The organism is Cyanobacteria bacterium FACHB-DQ100, from assembly GCA_014695195.1.
Lineage (GTDB): Bacteria > Cyanobacteriota > Cyanobacteriia > Leptolyngbyales > Leptolyngbyaceae > Leptolyngbya.
The window spans coordinates 723,257-740,135 of record JACJNW010000028.1 but is presented as its reverse complement, the minus strand read 5'-3'; the positions used below and the strand labels follow the sequence as shown (position 1 = coordinate 740,135).

Annotated in this window: 20 protein-coding genes; 12 read left to right on the top strand and 8 right to left on the bottom strand. The window is 48.9% G+C overall.

What is annotated here, in order from left to right; genetic code table 11:
- The first annotated feature begins 14 nt into the window (after positions 1–14).
- From H6F51_14610 to H6F51_14590, 5 genes are all read left to right on the top strand, one after another.
- Positions 15–1,022, top strand: coding sequence for a photosynthesis system II assembly factor Ycf48 (locus H6F51_14610; protein MBD1823716.1), 1,008 nt, complete (start codon positions 15–17; stop codon positions 1,020–1,022).
- A 106-nt stretch (positions 1,023–1,128) separates the two neighbouring features.
- Positions 1,129–1,389, top strand: a complete 261-nt coding sequence (locus H6F51_14605; protein ID MBD1823715.1) for a cytochrome b559 subunit alpha — start codon at positions 1,129–1,131, stop codon at positions 1,387–1,389.
- 27 nt (positions 1,390–1,416) lie between these two features.
- Positions 1,417–1,551: a cytochrome b559 subunit beta gene (locus tag H6F51_14600; protein ID MBD1823714.1), complete on the top strand. Its 135-nt coding sequence runs from the start codon at positions 1,417–1,419 to the stop codon at positions 1,549–1,551.
- Between the two features lie 20 nt (positions 1,552–1,571).
- Entirely contained in the window at positions 1,572–1,691 is a 120-nt protein-coding gene (locus tag H6F51_14595) for a photosystem II reaction center protein L (protein ID MBD1823713.1), read from the top strand.
- 35 nt (positions 1,692–1,726) lie between these two features.
- Complete coding sequence (locus H6F51_14590; protein ID MBD1823712.1) at positions 1,727–1,846, top strand: photosystem II reaction center protein J; 120 nt, start codon at positions 1,727–1,729, stop codon at positions 1,844–1,846.
- A gap of 85 nt (positions 1,847–1,931) precedes the next feature.
- On the opposite strand, the gene H6F51_14585 is transcribed toward H6F51_14590, so the two are convergent.
- The gene (locus H6F51_14585) at positions 1,932–2,060 is read right to left on the bottom strand and encodes a photosystem I reaction center subunit VIII (protein MBD1823711.1); all 129 of its coding nucleotides are present in this window, start codon (positions 2,058–2,060) and stop codon (positions 1,932–1,934) included.
- 263 nt (positions 2,061–2,323) lie between these two features.
- Between H6F51_14585 and H6F51_14580 the strand changes: the two genes are divergently transcribed.
- A complete protein-coding gene (locus tag H6F51_14580) occupies positions 2,324–3,313 on the top strand; it encodes a nucleoside hydrolase (protein ID MBD1823710.1) in 990 nt (329 codons plus the stop codon).
- Positions 3,314–3,348: 35 nt separating this feature from the next.
- On the opposite strand, the gene glnT is transcribed toward H6F51_14580, so the two are convergent.
- From glnT to H6F51_14565, 3 genes are read right to left on the bottom strand one after another with little or no spacing between them, the layout of a single operon-like run.
- Complete coding sequence (gene glnT / locus H6F51_14575) at positions 3,349–4,656, bottom strand: type III glutamate--ammonia ligase (protein MBD1823709.1); 1,308 nt, start codon at positions 4,654–4,656, stop codon at positions 3,349–3,351.
- Positions 4,653–5,672 (bottom strand): alpha/beta fold hydrolase, encoded by a 1,020-nt coding sequence (locus H6F51_14570; protein MBD1823708.1) that lies wholly within the window; start codon positions 5,670–5,672, stop codon positions 4,653–4,655. Before H6F51_14570 ends, glnT begins: the two co-directional genes overlap by 4 nt.
- Positions 5,669–6,607: a fatty acid desaturase family protein gene (locus H6F51_14565; protein MBD1823707.1), complete on the bottom strand. Its 939-nt coding sequence runs from the start codon at positions 6,605–6,607 to the stop codon at positions 5,669–5,671. The genes H6F51_14570 and H6F51_14565 overlap by 4 nt, the downstream gene beginning before the upstream one ends.
- Positions 6,608–6,696: 89 nt before the next feature.
- On the opposite strand from H6F51_14565, the gene H6F51_14560 reads away from it, so the two are divergent.
- Complete coding sequence (locus tag H6F51_14560) at positions 6,697–7,398, top strand: GntR family transcriptional regulator (GenBank protein ID MBD1823706.1); 702 nt, start codon at positions 6,697–6,699, stop codon at positions 7,396–7,398.
- Positions 7,399–7,431: 33 nt separating this feature from the next.
- Positions 7,432–8,040, top strand: a complete 609-nt coding sequence (gene tsaB, locus H6F51_14555; GenBank protein MBD1823705.1) for a tRNA (adenosine(37)-N6)-threonylcarbamoyltransferase complex dimerization subunit type 1 TsaB — start codon at positions 7,432–7,434, stop codon at positions 8,038–8,040.
- Here the strand turns inward: tsaB and H6F51_14550 are convergent.
- Positions 8,037–8,480 (bottom strand): hypothetical protein, encoded by a 444-nt coding sequence (locus H6F51_14550; protein ID MBD1823704.1) that lies wholly within the window; start codon positions 8,478–8,480, stop codon positions 8,037–8,039. The two genes, tsaB and H6F51_14550, sit on opposite strands and share 4 nt — an antisense overlap.
- 105 nt (positions 8,481–8,585) lie before the next feature.
- Between H6F51_14550 and H6F51_14545 the strand changes: the two genes are divergently transcribed.
- Positions 8,586–9,074: an ureidoglycolate lyase gene (locus H6F51_14545; GenBank protein MBD1823703.1), complete on the top strand. Its 489-nt coding sequence runs from the start codon at positions 8,586–8,588 to the stop codon at positions 9,072–9,074.
- Here the strand turns inward: H6F51_14545 and H6F51_14540 are convergent.
- The gene (locus H6F51_14540) at positions 9,067–9,411 is read right to left on the bottom strand and encodes a hypothetical protein (protein ID MBD1823702.1); all 345 of its coding nucleotides are present in this window, start codon (positions 9,409–9,411) and stop codon (positions 9,067–9,069) included. The genes H6F51_14545 and H6F51_14540 overlap by 8 nt on opposite strands.
- A 242-nt stretch (positions 9,412–9,653) precedes the next feature.
- Positions 9,654–11,924, bottom strand: coding sequence for a PBP1A family penicillin-binding protein (locus H6F51_14535; GenBank protein ID MBD1823701.1), 2,271 nt, complete (start codon positions 11,922–11,924; stop codon positions 9,654–9,656).
- Between the two features lie 548 nt (positions 11,925–12,472).
- Between H6F51_14535 and H6F51_14530 the strand changes: the two genes are divergently transcribed.
- Positions 12,473–13,813, top strand: a complete 1,341-nt coding sequence (locus tag H6F51_14530) for an NAD(P)/FAD-dependent oxidoreductase (GenBank protein ID MBD1823700.1) — start codon at positions 12,473–12,475, stop codon at positions 13,811–13,813.
- Positions 13,814–13,944: 131 nt separating this feature from the next.
- On the top strand, positions 13,945–14,826 hold the full coding sequence (locus H6F51_14525; GenBank protein MBD1823699.1) for a tetratricopeptide repeat protein: 882 nt from the start codon (positions 13,945–13,947) through the stop codon (positions 14,824–14,826).
- Here H6F51_14525 and H6F51_14520 read toward each other — a convergent pair.
- Positions 14,816–15,274 carry an SRPBCC domain-containing protein gene (locus tag H6F51_14520; protein MBD1823698.1) on the bottom strand — a complete coding sequence of 153 codons (459 nt, stop codon included), beginning with the start codon at positions 15,272–15,274 and terminating at the stop codon, positions 14,816–14,818. The genes H6F51_14525 and H6F51_14520 overlap by 11 nt on opposite strands.
- A gap of 90 nt (positions 15,275–15,364) precedes the next feature.
- Here H6F51_14520 and H6F51_14515 point away from each other — a divergent pair, with 90 nt between their 5' ends.
- The gene (locus H6F51_14515) at positions 15,365–16,759 is read left to right on the top strand and encodes an ACT domain-containing protein (GenBank protein MBD1823697.1); all 1,395 of its coding nucleotides are present in this window, start codon (positions 15,365–15,367) and stop codon (positions 16,757–16,759) included.
- The last annotated feature ends 120 nt before the right edge of the window (positions 16,760–16,879 follow it).

Sequence of the window (16,879 nt, the reverse complement as noted above, 5' to 3'; positions counted from 1 at the left end):
TGAGATCAAGTGCGATGTATCGGATTTTGAGAGCCTGGAAACAGTTTGTAATTTTGTTAGCGGTTGTCTTCCTGGCGACTGGCTGTAAAGGGTTTTTACCCGCCGTTGTAAATAATCCGTGGCAAGTGGTGCCGCTGCCGATCGAGGAGAATATGCTCGATATTGGGTTCACGGGTGACAAGCAGCATGGCTGGATGGTGGGTACGAATTCAGCGCTGCTTGAAACGACAAACGGCGGTAAAATCTGGAAGCAGAAGGTTTTAGAACTGGGTGAACAAAAATATCGCCTCACTTCAGTTCATTTCTCAGGAAACGATGGTTGGATTGCCGGTCAGCCTTCGATTTTGCTGCATACTAGCGATGCCGGTAAATCGTGGTCACGTCTGCCACTGAGTAGTAAGCTTCCCGGATCTCCGGAGAAGATTGTTGCACTGGGTAAGGACAGTGCTGAGATGACTACCGATGTGGGTGCAATTTATCGCACCACCGATGGGGGGAAGAACTGGAAAGCGCTTGTTTCCGAGGCGTTTGGGGTGATGCGGAGTATCGATCGCACTCCCGATGGCAAGTACCTCGCTGTTTCTTCAACAGGTAACTTCTTCTCGACCTGGAAGCCCGGTCAAGATATTTGGCAACCTTACAACCGTAACAGTTCACGCAAGCTACAGAACATGGGCTTTGCTCCTGACGGTCATTTGTGGATGTTAGCTAGAGGTGGACAAATTCAATTCACTGCTTCAGACAATCCAGAAGATTGGCTAGAAGCTCAAAATCCTGAATTCTCGACCAGTTGGGGGCTGTTAGATTTGGGATATCGCACTCCCGAAGAACTCTGGGTTGTCGGCGGAAGTGGCAATCTCTTAGCAAGCTTTGATGGCGGTAAAACTTGGCAAAAGGATCGCGATGTTGAAAACATTCCCGCAAACCTTTACAGAGTTATTTTCTTCGACTCAAACACAGGATTCATCATGGGTCAGCGCGGGACTTTATTGAAGTATGAATCCACTCCGCAAACTGCATAACTGAGGATCAGGGGATCAATTTCACAGATTCCCTTGTGAGGGTATCTCCCGTCCCGTATGATACAGATAAGGCTTTTGTTCGTTGACTTCTGGAGAGAGCTAATACATGGCAGGTACTACTGGTGAGCGTCCGTTTGGGGACATTATTACAAGCATTCGCTATTGGGTGATTCACAGCATCACGATTCCTGCATTGTTTATTGCAGGTTGGTTGTTCGTCAGCACAGGTTTGGCATACGACGTTTTTGGTACGCCTCGCCCGAATGAATACTATCCCACTGCCCGTCAAGAGCAGTTGCCGATCGTCAGCAACCGCTCCGAAGCAAAGCAGCAGGTTGATAAGTTTGCCTCGCAAGTTGGCAAGTAGTTTTTAGTTCTACGAGGTTATAAAACAATGACAAGCAACACTCCGAACGAACCGATTTCATATCCGATTTTTACCGTTCGCTGGTTAGCAGTGCATACTTTGGCAGTTCCAGCGATCTTCTTCATTGGCGCGATCGCTTCAATGCAATTTATTCAACGATAGGAGCTTGAACTGTGGCAGGAATTAAAGGTTCTCCAAACCCAAACAAGCAGCCCGTTGAGCTGAATCGGACTTCGCTTTATTTGGGTCTTTTGCTAATTTTCACGCTGGGGATTTTGTTCTCTAGCTATTTCTTCAACTAGATACTCTGTTTCATTTGAGTTAGGAGGATAAGACTGTGCAAACTGGTGGAAGAATTCCCTTGTGGCTTGTGGCAACGGTTGCAGGCTTGGGTGCAATCGGTGTTTTGGGACTGTTCTTTTACGGTTCCTATACCAGCATTGGTTCGTCGCTATAAGCAGATCGAACCGTTCAAATAGGAAAAGCCGTCCAATGGGTTATGTTGGACGGCTTTTGTATGCTAATGCGTTTGGAACTAGAGGCTAGATGCCGCTTGGATCTTCGCGCTCGATGTACAAGAACAACAAACCGAAGACGACCGTGGGAACTAACCAGGTCACGACGGGAATGAGAATCCAGGGCAGATATGAAGCTGCGTATGAACCTGTCATAAGAAAAGTTTCCTATTCGTTAGATGATTCCATTTGTGAATGTACCTGTGAAGGGTGACACGGATCTGAGGTTTCTCAAGATTCTTAACATTCGGATGAGCGGGTGTAGTGCTTAATTGATCGATTCCAATTCACTTAGAGACTGAATCTTAACGTCGCCCCCCTCGATCGTATCGAGTTGCACTAACTATAGAGCAAACCCATTCCAATCCCTAATTCGCAGGCTAACAGTAGAATTCAGGTGATCATCGAGTTCAATCATCATGCCCGTATCTTCAAACATTCCCAAAATCATTCTCGATACCGATCCGGGTGGCGATGATATTTTTGTGCTGCTTTGGCTGCAAAGTTTCGCGAAACAAGGTTTAGCAGAATTGATTGCGGTCACGACTGCAGGCGGCAATGTCTCGACTGAAAAGACATTTTCTAGTGCAAGTCGAATTCTAGGCTTAGGGGGATTGGCAGAGGTGGAAGTGGGGCGGGGAGTTACGATCGCTCATTCCCCCAATGATGCTTCACACATTCACGGTAACGATGGCATGGGTAATTTATCCTCGCAACTTCCCGATGCGATTCACAGCTATGAAATGGCTCGGCACTCTGATGATCTTCTAATTGATCGATTGAATGCGATGCCTGGGGAAATTACGATCGTCGCGATCGCGCCACTCACAAATCTCGCAGCCGCAGAGAAAAAAGCCTCCGGTGTTCTCAGAAAAGCAAAGGAAATTATCATCATGGGCGGTGCATTTAGCTGTCCCGGCAACATTACTTCTCATGCAGAATTTAATGTCTGGTTTGATCCAGAAGCAGCAGAGATTGTGCTGAATAGTCGTTGTGATTTGGTGATCACTCCGCTCGATATTACGCGACGACTGATCTTTACGAGAGAAGTGGCACAGTCGATCGTTCAAAGCAATCCACACAGTGAATTAGCACAATTTTTGATCAGTCTTTGTGAGTTCATGATTGGTACTGCCTTAGAGTATCGAGAAACAAATGGAATCTCAGGGTTTCTTGTGCATGATGCGGCAACTCTAGGGTACTTGTTTTACCCAGAAACAATGATGTGGAAACGGGCAAGAGTGCAGATCGAAACGCGGGGAGAATGGACACGAGGACAAACATTGATCGACGATCGTAATCTTGCAAAGCAACCTGCAAATGCTTGGGTTGCCACCGAAGTCGATGCAGCAAGATTTTTCACCAGCCTGATTGAAGATTTGAAGACGCTGATTTCGATGCAAACATAAAAGGGTCAGATAAAAGCTGGCCCCAATCAATGCAATTAGCAATCTAAAGTGTTTTCCAGTTCCCAAGGCGTGACGCAACTCGTAAATTGATTCCATTCTTGGTGTTTGAGCTTGAGATAAGCAGTGGCGAATGGTTTACCCAGCGATCGAGTAATCATTTCATTCGATGCTAAACACCGCAGAGCGTCGAGTAGATTCTTAGGTAACGGTGTTGCTTCACCCACGGGTAGCGGATCAGTATAGCTATTGTTATCGCGTCTAACGCCCGGATCACGTTTTTGAACGATGCCATCTAATCCGGCTGCAATTAATGCGGCTGGTAATAGATAAGGATTCGCTGCACCATCGGCTAAACGGAATTCAAAGCGTCCAGCGTCGGGAATGCGAATCGTATGTGTGCGATTGTTGCCACTGTAGCTCGCTGTGTTCGGAGACCAAGTTGCACCGGAGAGTGTGACAGGTGCATTAATGCGTTTGTAAGAGTTGACGGTTGGATTCGTGATGGCGCAGAGGGCTTCAGCCGAATGCAGCACACCCGCGATGAATTGATAACCGAGTTGGGACAGTCCTAACTCGCCTTGCGGGTCGTAGAAGAGATTTTCCTGTCCGGCATTGTCCCAGAGTGAAACATGGGTGTGGCAACCATTCCCGGTAAGATGGGCGAACGGTTTTGGCATGAAAGTGGCTCGGAGTCCATGCTTTTCTGCGATCGATTTGACCATGTATTTGAAGAACGCTTGTCGATCTGCCGTCACTAACGCATCCGCATACATCCAGTTCATCTCGAACTGCCCGTTTCCGTCTTCGTGATCATTCTGATATGCGCCCCATCCGAGTCCTAACATCGCATCGCAGATTTCGCGAATGACCTCATATTGACGCATTAAAGACTGTTGATCGTAACAAGGCTTGCTTTGGCGATCGCGCCCATCTGCAATCTGTTCACCCTCTGGACTGAGCAAGAAATACTCGCATTCTACGCCCGTTCGCACTCGGTATCCGAGGTCTTGTGCCTGTTGTAGAACTCGCTTTAAAACAACACGCGGCGCTTGCTCTAAAGGCTCTCCGGTAATGGTGTGCAAATCCGCAGCTAACCAAGCCACTTCGGGTTGCCAAGGCAGTTGAATTAAGCTGGATGGATCGGGAATGGCTAAAATATCTGGATCTGCGGGAGTCATGTCTAACCAAGCGGCAAAGCCTGCAAATCCGGCTCCGCTGATTGCCATTTGATCAATGCTTTCAGTCGGAACGAGCTTCGATCGCGCCACCCCAAACAAATCCGTAAACGAAATCAGAAAGTAGCGAATCCCTTGAGATTGAGCGATTTGGGAAAGCGTCGTCATAATGAGTGCTGGAGTAGGGTTTGAATATGCGATCGGATAAAGGCTGCGTCGTTGGGATTGTCATAGGGGTTGCCCGCTCGATGACCCCAGATCGAGTCGATTGCATAATATTCTGCATTCGACAAGAGAGCAGCTTCTGCTGCACAATCTTCCGGTGTAAAGTACAAATCTGTTGTTGCAGGCATTACAAATGTTTTTGCCTGAATCGCACTCATCGCCGCAAGGTAATTTCCCTGGTAGATTGGATTGTCGCTGACATCGCAATGCAGCCAAGTATCAATCATGGCTAAAAGATTGTGCGGGTTGCGCTTGCGGTAGTTCATTTCCCAAAATCGCGTGATGTAGTCCTCCAGCGAACTATATCCAAGCTGATAGTAGCAACCCTCTCGATAGAAAGCCTGGGAAGCCGCCCAACTTGCATAAATGCGGGCAAAGGCTCGAAATCCACGATCGGGCACTGTTTCAAATCGCGTTCCTGTCCAAGCTGGGTCAGCCGTCAGTGCAGTTCGTAAGCTTTGCAGAAAGATGCGATTGTGATCGGTGGTTCGAGCCGTACCGCAGAGGGCAGCAATGCGTAACACACGATCGGGATAAAGCGCTCCCCAGTGGTACGCCTGCTGTGCGCCCATTGACCAACCATAGATCAGGGCAAGTTGTTCAATCTGAAAGAATTCCTGAAGTAGCTGTTGCTGTGCACGAACATTGTCAAAGTGACTAAACCAAAAGCCTTGTTCTTCTAAACCAACATCACTATTGCTGGGCGAGGTTGATAGACCATTGCCCAGCATATTCGGAATGATAATGAACCATTCGCTTGGATCTAAGATTCCGTCGGGGCGGATTAACCAATCGATATCGGTGTGCTGCGCTCCGTATGAAGTGGGGTAGAGAATGGCATTGGTACGATCGTGGTTCAACGTCCCGTAGGTTTGATAGACGATCTGCGCTTCGGGCAAGGTTGCACCACAGTACAACGGGAAGTTTTTCAGCGTAAAACAACTTGCAGATTGGGTCATACTAGCTCTTTTGCAAAGTTGTAGTTCACTTCAACATAGCCTTGATCTTTGAAGGTGAACTGCTCTCTTAACTGTTGGTGTGCTGCGGGAAGTTGATGAAACGGAATTGAGGGATAAAGATGGTGTTCTGCATGAAAGGGCATATTCCACATCAAAAACTGAAGCGGAAATAGGGTTTTGGTCGATCGAGTGTTCGTAAACGGATTGTCATCATGGGTGCATCCGGTATGTTCCGACAACAGAATCATCCGCAGAATCGGCTGTCCAACGGCTAACGGCAGCACCCAATAGACGACAAACCAAGGCTGATGAGCATAGATTGAAACCGCGATCGCAATCGCATACACGGCTAACTGCGATCGGACTGAAAGCATTACACCCGCACGAGCTTCTTCCGAGATGTAGGGATAATCCTCTAACTGTCCCAAAGCAACGCGAAAATGCGTTTTCAGCTTGCCCCACCACCAAGTAATACCGCTCATAGTAATGAGATAGTCTACTAAAGTTTGAGGAAGCGGATCGCCAAGTTCTGGGTCTTTGTCAATCAGTTGGGTGTAGCGATGATGCCATTTGTGATAGCGACGGTAGAACGCACCATTGTAAAAAGATAAGAGACCTGCGATCCAGCAAACGACATCATTCAACAAGTTGTTCTCGAATGCAGTCCGGTGTGAACACTCGTGCATTGGAGCAAACATCGCAGCAAACCCAAACCCGTAAACAATCACGGCGGGAATTGCAATTGCCCAATTGTGTCCTAAATTCGTGCCCCAAAGATAACCGCTAATGCCTAAGATCGCTAAATGTCCAAAAAGTTGAAGCAGCCCCTTCAGGGTCGATCGCGTATTCAACGCTTTCAAAGCTTCGCTACTGAGAGGTGTGTAGCGCTTTGACTCGGATTCAATCAAGTTAGACTCAGAAATGGATGAAGTCATCGTCTTTTTCCTACCATTAAGCTGAACTTGTTATAACAAGCAAGAATAGCAATATATCACCAAAACTCTGTAATGAATGCTACTAAATCATGGGAACTCCTCTACACGCGATAATCTCCAAACAACTACGCGATCGTATGGTTAGCGGTCAGTATAAACCCGGAGATCAACTACCGAGTGAGCATCAATTAATGTCGGAGTTTGAAGTCAGCCGGATTACAGCAAGACGAGCGATCGCAAATCTGATGCAGCAGGGTTTAGTCGTCGTGCAGCAAGGGAAGGGGGCGTTCGTCGCCAGTCAGCAGAAAGTCACGCATTCTTTATCGAGTCCATTGTTGCTCGAAGCAGATATGGCGCAGCAAGGCGTAACGATCACAGTTCGGACGTTAGTGTTTGAATTAGTTACCGTTCCGCAGGATGTTCAGGAAATCTTGGCGGTGTCGATCGCCTACTTTCAAAAGAAAGTATTGCTATTCAATGGGGTTCCGGGCTGTGTTGATATTACTTACATTGTTCCAGAGCTAGGGGAGATTTATGCGGAAGATCTTAAGCAGCAACTCAGCCTCACCGTGCTTGAGAAGCATGGAATTTTTACAGAGAAGCTTGATGCTGTGATTGAATGTACACAAGCAGATGACGAAACCAGTGAGCAATTAGAAGTGCCCCTGGGACATCCGCTCATCGTTTATCAGCACACTGCTTATATCGAAGGGAATTGTGCGATCGTACACGGTAAATCCATCTCACGCGGCGATCGTCTCTGTTATTCGGTACAAATTAATCGAAACTAAGTTATGTCACTCTAAGTTATGTCGCTCTAAGCTATGTCACTTTATGCTTTAGCCATTCACACCAGTAGTCCTGATTTGGGATTGATGATTTCAGATTTTGAGGGCAATCAGCGATCGTCCGTTCAAAATTTAGGACGTGAATTATCGAGTTCGCTGCACGTTCACCTCACCGAATTTCTCAAACCTCAATCTTGGCAAGATCTTGCTTTTCTTGCTGTCGCCATCGGCCCAGGTGGATTTACTGGCACTCGTATCGGTGTTGTTGCCGCCCGAACGCTTGCACAACAGCTAGAAATTCCATTATTTGGAGTGTCGAGTTTAGCAGCGATCGCGCTTCAATCGGGGTACCGTGGCACGATCGCCGTGCAAATGCCGGCGCAGCGAGGTGAACTTTATACTGCAATCTATCAGCGCGATGAAACATTAAAGGTCATGCAACCTGATGCCGTGATGACCGCCCCAGAATGGGAGCAAATAAAACAATCGATTGATTTCCGAGTTGAAGCGGAGCCGCATCAAGGACGCTATGTTGAGGGGATAAGCGCGATCGCGCTCATCAATTGGAAAAAAGGGGAGCGCCCCCATTGGTCAGAAGCGCTCCCCTACTATGGTCAACATCCTGTTGAAACAAAATTAAATTAGTTCGATCGATTCAGGCTGTCTTGCAGGGCATCACCGCTACGCTCTGCGGTATCCGGGTACATTTGTCCGAAATCTTTCACCGCTTCGCCTGTTTCTTTCCCAATGCGGTTCAGACGTTCGCCCAAGTTACCGGAAGTTTCACGAGCTTCGCGGTTCCATTCTCCGGTGGTTTTGGGGCGATCGCTGGTGTCACTTTGTAAATCTTGCTTGATCTTGCCCATCAAGTTCTGAGTTCCAGGTTGCTCTTCTGCACTCACCACCCGACGACCTTCGTACAGAGTTTTTTCTTTCTTATTCGGGCTATCTGGCGCACCTGGAGAATAAGACGGATCTGCTGCCGCGTGAGCGACTTGCATCGGGGCAAGCAACAGAACTGCAAACAGTAGAATTGCTAATACAGCGAGACGAAATTCTTTTAACACTAGCTTTAATCTATTCATGAGTCATATCCTCAAAATTGAAGTAACTCATGAATCCTAGAAAGAATTTAGAAAACGATCGTCAACCGGAAGAAAGGTTCACGATGAACCACAGGAGAGATTTTCATGCAACCGTCAACAATTCGCTCAATTCAAGCCCAACCCATCACCGCTGAAGCCTTTCGTCCCTTTGGACAACTGATTCAAGCCTCACCCGACGGGAAAGGCTTCGATCGAGATGATGCTCAGCTCTATCTTGAAGAGGGAATTCCCCGCTTCTACATTATGCGACTCCAGCATCGCGGGCGGAAATTTCACAAAATCACGCGCCATCAGCAGTGCACTCAGTGCCTCGGTTCTCTAGAAGGCAAAGAATGGCTGATCGTGGTTGCGCCTCCAGGTGAAAGCGTGAGTCCAGCGCTCTCGGATCTTAGAGCTTTCCGCATTCCAGGAAACTGCTTCATCAAACTAGAGATCGGCACCTGGCACGCTGGCCCCTACTTCGACGATGAGATCGTTGATTTCTACAATCTCGAACTCAGTGATACCAACATTGCGGATCACGATACTTGCAATTTGCGCCTAGACTACGGTGTTGAGTTCGAGATTACTTGATCCGAACGCCGTGCGTCTCCACATCGATCGCGCCTTCGATTTCTCGCGCGATCGAAACAAAGTGCTTCAACACTTCCAACGATGCAACGCTCCCCAGGAAAATAACGACTTTTCCTCGCTGCATGACCCTCAATTTCTCAAGATCTCTAGCAGAAAAGCGAACCCTAAGCGCCTGCCACACCCGCTTGGCTAAACCATGATGATCATATTCACCATTTAGACCAATTCTCTCCGGTGGAATTGTAGCGAATAGAGAGCAGAGTCCGCTCTCGGAATCAGAGGCTGCGGCAGTTGCCGTAGTAGAAAATTCCCGTAGTTGCACCGATGTTGTTGTCATGTGGCGATGCCAGACCCTTGTATACAGAGGTTGAATTCTGAGATTATTAAAGGTTTCACAGAGCTTTAGGACAATCTATCCTGAGATAGAAGTCCGCCTTACCGTATAATCACTGGTTACAAATGAAACCGGGTAGTGATCGATCGAAGCCCCTGTTCTTCTTACCAGAACTGAGATAAGACACGCGATCTGCCATACCGTCGGATCACGTCAGTAGAAATAGCGACTTAATATTGATTGCCCTATTGCCGCACAACTTGCCGCATATAATCACCCCAAAGTTTCGCCGCAAGTCCACTGTTTCCATCCGTGGGCGCATTATTGTCATTGCCCAACCAAACACCAGTGACGATCGTTTGACTCGGAACATAGCCAATAAACCACAGATCTTTATTGTCGTTGGTCGTTCCCGTTTTCCCGGCTTCACCCAGCCCGATCGCGGCACCGCGTCCGGTTCCCGATCGTACGACTCCTTGCAGCAGCGTCGTCATCGTATTCGCAACTTCCGGCGCAATCACCTTTTGATTATTCTCGCCATCTTGATCGGCCTGATAAATCACACGGCAAGTATTGATGTCTTGGCGATTTTTACAGTCTCCACTATCCAGAATGCGCTTAATCGTATGAGGACGGTTTCGTACTCCTTGATTTGCCAGCACTCCAAAAGCACTAGTCATTTCTAGTGGAGTGACTTCGCTTTGCCCCAAGACCAGCCCCGGAACCGCTTTGAGAGTGGACTTTACACCCATGCGCTGCGCCATTTGCACCACTTTGTCTAATCCCACATCTTGAGCCACTCTGAGCGCAACGGCGTTTAACGACTGCGCGACTCCGGTGTAAAAATCTGCCGCTCCGCCCCCGCACCCTGCAAATGTCTGTCCGCCCCAGTTCAAGGGCGCACAAGAATAGCTCGTTCCAGGAGAAATGCCCTGCTCGATCGCAGCCGCATAAGCAAAGATTTTAAACGTCGATCCGGGCTGCCGCAGAGCTTGCGTCACTCGGTTGAACTGGCTTTGTTGATAATCAACTCCTCCAGCCATGGCTAGAATTTCGCCTGTTTTCGCGTCGATCGTCACAACCGCACCCTGTGAGTAATTTGCGCTTGCGCCGCTTGTCGCCACACTATTTCTCAAATTAGTTTCAGCTCTCGCTTGCATTTGGCGATCGAGTCCTGTTTCGACAATAAAATTCCCTTCACTCGCAAGACTGCCACCGAGTAAAGATTCAAGCTCATCAAAGACTGCACTGTAAAAATAAGGAGCGATCGCGCTTTGCAGTTCCTGTCTAGCTCTGGGGCTGATCTCAATCCGCGATCGTCGGGCGCGATCAGCTTCTTCTTGTGCCACCATGCCCTGCTGCGCCATCCGTTCTAGGACACGATCGCGATATTCGATCGCCGCTTTGTAGTTTGTTACCGGATTAAAGCTATTTGGTGCGGGCAGAATTCCCACTAACGTTGCTGCTTCCGAGAGATTGAGATCTTTTGACGATTTTCCAAAGTAAAACTGAGCGGCATCCTCAAAGCCATAAATTCCGCTACCAAGATAGACGCGATTGAGATACGTTCTTAATATGAAATTTTTGCTATAGACCGTTTCGAGCTTGAGGGCTACGATCGCTTCTCGAAGTTTGCGCCCTGCGGAATCTTGTCGCCCGACATAATCCGGCAAAACGCTTCTGGCAAGCTGCTGTGTGAGCGTACTGCCTCCTTCTCGGATCTCACCGCCTCGAACATTGGTAAATAGCGCACGGGCAGTCCCGATCGGGTCAACCCCCAAATGCCAGAAGAACCGCGAGTCTTCAGAAGCCATCACTGCATTAGGGAGATAAGGCGAAAATCCTGAAAGGTTTTCCACTTCAATGTGGCGATCGGTTCTAGGGGTTCGCAACGGCTGTCCATCCCGTGAATTGATCACCACAGGGCCTTGCACCGATTCCGGTAAGGGATAGACCGAAAATCGCTGCCATTCGATTCCAATGACAAATGCAGTTAGGGCGGTCACGCCACTAATCCCGAACAAACCGTAGCGCACCGCTTTGAGATACCACGGCAGCGGGTCTTTATATTGAAGACGGACGGAGGCAGCAAGTTCAGGTGGCCCTAAGCTCACAATATCGCCATTGTAGAGAATCTTTGACTTCAGCTTGCGCTTGCCGCGATACAGCCCATTCGTTGAGCCTTCATCGCGAATCATAAATCTCGATCGCGTCGGCAGTCCCAAGAATTTCCGTTTGCGATCGCGCTTGATTACCGCATGAACCTGGCTGACCACCGGATTGCGAACCACGATATCGCAGGATTTAGAGCTGCGTCCCACCGAATAGCGATCGCCCAGCAGCGGAAAGACCTGCGCTTTCGGCGCATCTGCATCCTGCACCAACAACTCCGGGACACGCGCATTCGGTCTCAACTTCAGCTTAGAGAAATTGATCCGCGTCAACGTTTTCACGGCTTGCGTAAGATTGCCAAGCATGGTTTGCGATCGGCGAGGGGGCAGCGGCGGTTGAGTCATGCAAAAAGAGATCGAGGGACTGCGATTATTCTAGACAAATGTGGGGAGTAGTAATGAGAGTGGGGGATCAAGAAAGATTTCTACGCCCTACTCTCCACTCTCATTACTACTTCTTAAATGGATCATGTTCCGATAAAAGTCGCTCTAATTTGGCCTCATCCACCCGCGACACAATCCATGAAAATAACAGGATTTATTGATTAGTCAGAAGATAAGCGATTCTTAGAACGCTAAGCGATCGCAATAGATACTCCTGAATTTGTCCTGCACCTACCGAAAGCACAAATTAGAGATGAAGAAAGTCGCTCAAATATCAGCAAATTATGACGCTATAGTAAAATCTTCCAAATTCGGTTACAATCTGTCACAAATTTACGATCAGGCTAAGTACACTGAAGTAGAGATCGGGCATTTTTGAACGAGGAGCGAGGAACCGAGATCGATGAGTTGAACGTTATCACCCTATCACTTGGCTTTTCGGACTGCTTTATCCGTTCGAGTGCATTCTTCCTAGCCTTGCCTGCCCACATAAGCATTGTTGACAACCTATGGAACCAGTGACGAACCTGCCCAAGCATCGTGTGGTCATTATCGGAGGTGGATTTGGGGGCTTATATGCTGCTCAAAATCTCAACCGCGCTGATATTGATGTGACCCTGATTGATAAACGTAATTTCCATCTATTCCAGCCGCTCCTCTACCAAGTTGCTACCGGAAGCCTCTCTCCTTCTGACATTTCTGCGCCTCTGCGCTCGATCCTCAGCCGTCAGAAAAACGCCAAAGTGCTCATGGAAGAAGCGATCGACATCGATCCCGAAACTCAGCACGTTAAGACAAATCAGGGATTAATTCCTTACGACTCGCTAATCGTTGCCACTGGAGTCAGCCATCACTACTTCGGCAATGACCAGTGGAAAGATACCGCACCCGGCTTAAAAACCGTGGAAGACGCGATCGAGATGCGCCGCCGGATCTTCATGGCATTTGAGGCAGCAGAAAAAGAAACCGATCCCGAAAAGCGTAGAGCGCTCCTTACCTTTGTCGTGGTCGGCGGCGGCCCAACGGGCGTTGAGTTAGCAGGCGCGATCGCGGAACTGGCAAACAATACGCTCAAGCATGATTTCCGCAGCATTGATACGACCGAAGCCCGGATCTTATTAATCGAAGGGTTAGATCGCGTACTGCCGCCTTACCCGGCTGAGCTGTCTGCAAAAGCAGCAGAATCGCTGACAAAATTGGGTGTTACGGTACTGACTAAAACCAAAGTGACGCAGATCGAGGGCGAAACGCTGAAGATCGAATACAACGACCAATGCGAAACGATTTCGGCAAAAACGATTCTGTGGGCAGCAGGGGTGAAAGCATCTGGTGTCGGTCGCGTGATTTCTGAGCGCACAGGCGCATCGCTTGATCGGGTGGGTCGCGTCATGGTCAATTCAGACTTAAGCGTTCCGAACCATCCGAATGTTTTTATCATTGGCGATTTGGCGCACTGTGCTGATCCTGAAGGCAAGCCTTATCCAGGAGTTGCACCTGTGGCAATGCAGGAAGGAAAATACGTTGCCAGACTGATTCAAGCAAGATTACAAGGTCGATCGCTCTCTGCATTTAGCTACAAAGATTTTGGTAGCCTTGCGGTGATCGGGCAGAATGCCGCCGTTGCCAACCTGAGTGGAATTCACTTGTCTGGTTTCATTGCTTGGTTTATCTGGATTGTGGCTCACATCTACTTCCTGATCGAGTTTAATAACAAGCTTGTCGTGATGATTCACTGGACTTGGAGCTACATCACTCGCGGACGAGGAGCGCGATTGATTACCAATACGACCTCAGCCCCCGTCGAAACGCCGATCGCGCGATCGCTTCAAGAAGAGCCGCTTAAAGTCTAAAGCAGCTTCATCATCAAGCATTGCGAAAGCAGATGAGAACTGGTTAGGCTCATCTGCTTTTCTTTTGGAGAAGCAGGGGGTTGAGCATTTTTGCTGTCCATACTAAGTCGGGCCTTGCGTTCTAGTTTGTTATGACCGATCCTGTTGATCCTCAGTCTGAAATTTACCTTCAACAAGCGCAGCAATTTAGCAAAGCGGGAATCTACGACGAGGCGATCGCTGCACTCGATCAGCTTCTGCAGCAGCAGCCGAGTGCAGCGATCGCTTGGCTTGAGCGCGGGAAAGTTTTTTATCAACTACGGCAATACGACAGCGCGATCGCTAGCTTTAAAGAATCAATTTTGCTCAAGCCGGATCACGAACTCGCCTGGAATTTACAAGGCGTGGCGCTCTCTAAGCTTGAGCGTCATGCGGAGGCGATCGCTTGCTACGATCAAGCCCTCAAGCTTTGCGGCACAAATTACAAGGTCTGGTACAACCGTGGTAACGCTTTACTCAAGATCGGATCAATCTACGAAGCTCTCTACAGCTACGAAGAAACCCTAAAACTCAAGCCCAGTTATCCCAAAGCTTGGTACAACCGAGGCATCGTGTTGACGCACCTGAAGCGCTTCGAGGACGCGATCGAGAGCTACAACCGCGCCCTCATCTTGCGCCCTTATTTCTCTGCAGCTCACTACAATCAAGGCAATCTGCTTTACCGTTTAGGACGCTACAAGGAAGCTTTGAAGAGCTATGAGCAGGTGTTGAAGATCCGCCCTGACCTCGATGAAGGTTGGCACAGTCAAGGAAATGCCCTCTATCAATTGGGACTGCTTCAGTGCGCGATCGACAGCTACGATCAAGCCCTGGCTCTCAATCCCGAAAGCGACAAAGTTTGGTACAGGCGCGGTATCGTTCTGAGCCGCATTGGACAGCAACAGCAGGCGATCGCGTCTTTCGATACTGCGCTCAGCTTTAACCCGAACTTTCTAGAAGCGAGAACACAGCGCGATCGTCTCCTCAGCGGTTGAACCGAGCAGATTTGCTCTGATGCTCGGCGTACTGCTTCAGTTCCCATGCCATTCGCTGAATGCCTTGGCGCTCATCCTGCCGAATAAAAGGCATCAAAAACCGAGCCAGCGTACCAGAGAAATTCTGTCGATAGAAAAACCGCGTTTGATTCACGCCCACGTCCTGAAGCTCTAAAACGTGCTCGTTTCGCAAACCTGGAATCGTTGAGAGCCACTTAAGACAGTAATCAGGCTGAACCAATGTGACGATCGGGCGAAATTGAATTTCTTCTTCTCCCGGTACGCGCAGCAGCGAGAGCGCAACATCGCGCCCCTGAATAAACGGCAGTGAGGGATCACAGTCATATAAAAAGGTATTCCAATATTTCCAGCGCTCTTTGGCAATGAGAATTTGCCACACTTGCGATCGTGCTGCACGAATATCGATTTCGGTGTACAAACTTGGCATGGGTTCTAGTCCTAGTCGTTCGCTTTTTACAATTCCTGACCCTCAAGTGCGGTAAGATTTGCCGAGTCGCAAATCACCCAGATTTTACTCATGTCAGACCTTCTTACTCCCAATTCCAGTTTTAGCTTGACGATTCGGTTTCAGGTTCCCAATCGTCCGGGAATGCTTGCTAGTGTGATTCAAGTGATTTCGGCGCGCGGTGGTAGTTTGGGGCAGATTGATCTGATCGAACAATCGCGGGATATTTCGATGCGCGATATTACAGTCGATGCTGCCAGCACCGAACACGCAGAAACGATCGTGCAGGCGGTCAAACAATTGCCTCATATTAAAGTGCTGGAAGTGTATGATCGCACCTTCACGCTGCACCGGGGCGGCAAAATCAGTGTTGTTAGTAAGATTCCCCTCCGAGGGCAGGCAGATCTCGCGATGGCGTACACTCCCGGTGTGGGGAGGATTTGTACGGCGATCGCGCAAGACCCGAATCGAGTTTACGAACTGACAATCAAGCAAAATATGGTGGCGATCGTCACGGATGGCAGTGCGGTTTTGGGCTTGGGAAATCTGGGGGCGGAAGCATCGATGCCGGTGATGGAAGGCAAGGCGATGTTATTTAAGGAGTTCGGAGAAATTGATGCGTTTCCGATTTGTTTGGCGACTCAAGACACGGATGAAATCGTGGAAACAGTGAAGCGAATTGCTCCGGTGTTTGGCGGTGTGAATCTGGAAGATATTGCGGCTCCTCGCTGTTTTGAAATTGAGGCGCGACTTCAGCAAGAATTAAATATTCCAGTGTTTCACGACGACCAGCATGGAACCGCGATCGTCACCCTTGCTGCTTTGACGAATGCGTTGAAATTAGTCAAAAAAGCCATGTCAGAGGTGCAGATTGTGATTAACGGGGCAGGAGCAGCCGGAGTGGCGATCGCCACTCTTCTGAAAAAGAACGGGGCAAACCGGATTGTGATGTGTGACTCAAAAGGGATTCTTTCGCTCGATCGTGCCGACTTAAACGATCAAAAACGCACCTTTGCGGTCGAACAATCTGGAAAGCTTGCCGACGCGATGAAGGGAGCAGATGTCTTTTTAGGAGTGAGTGCGCCTGGAGTAGTTACGCCTGAAATGGTGCGGGCGATGGCAACTAATCCGATCGTCTTTGCAATGGCGAATCCGATCCCCGAAATTCAGCCCGAACTGGTGAAAGACGATGTAGCCGTGATGGCAACCGGACGCAGCGACTATCCGAATCAAATCAATAATGTGCTGGCGTTTCCGGGTGTGTTCCGGGGTGCGCTGGATTGTCGGGCTTCTGCCTTTACTACAAATATGTATTTACAAGCAGCGCTGGCAATCGCGTCTTTGATTAAGACGGACGATCTCGATCGTGAACACATCGTTCCTTCGGTGTTTGATCAACGAGTGGCGACCGTGGTTGCAGCAGCGGTTCAACGCGCCGCGAGAGAAGATGGAGTCGCGCAGCGATAAGCCCCAAATGGGGCACAATCGCCCTAAACGAAGCGGCAATTCTCACGCAAACTCTATCAATCCCGTATCAAACCTGTCCCCTAAACCGCTACATTAAAAACATTGCATCGGAGAGACATT

What these genes read in the sequence shown, in the direction of transcription:
- H6F51_14545 (MBD1823703.1), top strand. Translation starts at nt 8,586, where the DNA reads ATGCAACCGTCAACAATTCGCTCAATTCAAGCCCAACCCATCACCGCT.
- H6F51_14530 (MBD1823700.1), top strand. Translation starts at nt 12,473, where the DNA reads ATGGAACCAGTGACGAACCTGCCCAAGCATCGTGTGGTCATTATCGGA.
- H6F51_14550 (MBD1823704.1), bottom strand. Translation starts at nt 8,480, where the DNA reads ATGAATAGATTAAAGCTAGTGTTAAAAGAATTTCGTCTCGCTGTATTA.
- glnT (MBD1823709.1), bottom strand. Translation starts at nt 4,656, where the DNA reads ATGACGACGCTTTCCCAAATCGCTCAATCTCAAGGGATTCGCTACTTT.
- H6F51_14585 (MBD1823711.1), bottom strand. Translation starts at nt 2,060, where the DNA reads ATGACAGGTTCATACGCAGCTTCATATCTGCCCTGGATTCTCATTCCC.
- H6F51_14515 (MBD1823697.1), top strand. Translation starts at nt 15,365, where the DNA reads ATGTCAGACCTTCTTACTCCCAATTCCAGTTTTAGCTTGACGATTCGG.
- H6F51_14600 (MBD1823714.1), top strand. Translation starts at nt 1,417, where the DNA reads ATGACAAGCAACACTCCGAACGAACCGATTTCATATCCGATTTTTACC.
- H6F51_14560 (MBD1823706.1), top strand. Translation starts at nt 6,697, where the DNA reads ATGGGAACTCCTCTACACGCGATAATCTCCAAACAACTACGCGATCGT.
- H6F51_14520 (MBD1823698.1), bottom strand. Translation starts at nt 15,274, where the DNA reads ATGCCAAGTTTGTACACCGAAATCGATATTCGTGCAGCACGATCGCAA.
- H6F51_14610 (MBD1823716.1), top strand. Translation starts at nt 15, where the DNA reads ATGTATCGGATTTTGAGAGCCTGGAAACAGTTTGTAATTTTGTTAGCG.
- H6F51_14565 (MBD1823707.1), bottom strand. Translation starts at nt 6,607, where the DNA reads ATGACTTCATCCATTTCTGAGTCTAACTTGATTGAATCCGAGTCAAAG.
- H6F51_14540 (MBD1823702.1), bottom strand. Translation starts at nt 9,411, where the DNA reads ATGACAACAACATCGGTGCAACTACGGGAATTTTCTACTACGGCAACT.
- H6F51_14525 (MBD1823699.1), top strand. Translation starts at nt 13,945, where the DNA reads ATGACCGATCCTGTTGATCCTCAGTCTGAAATTTACCTTCAACAAGCG.
- H6F51_14580 (MBD1823710.1), top strand. Translation starts at nt 2,324, where the DNA reads ATGCCCGTATCTTCAAACATTCCCAAAATCATTCTCGATACCGATCCG.
- H6F51_14570 (MBD1823708.1), bottom strand. Translation starts at nt 5,672, where the DNA reads ATGACCCAATCTGCAAGTTGTTTTACGCTGAAAAACTTCCCGTTGTAC.
- H6F51_14605 (MBD1823715.1), top strand. Translation starts at nt 1,129, where the DNA reads ATGGCAGGTACTACTGGTGAGCGTCCGTTTGGGGACATTATTACAAGC.
- tsaB (MBD1823705.1), top strand. Translation starts at nt 7,432, where the DNA reads ATGTCACTTTATGCTTTAGCCATTCACACCAGTAGTCCTGATTTGGGA.
- H6F51_14535 (MBD1823701.1), bottom strand. Translation starts at nt 11,924, where the DNA reads ATGACTCAACCGCCGCTGCCCCCTCGCCGATCGCAAACCATGCTTGGC.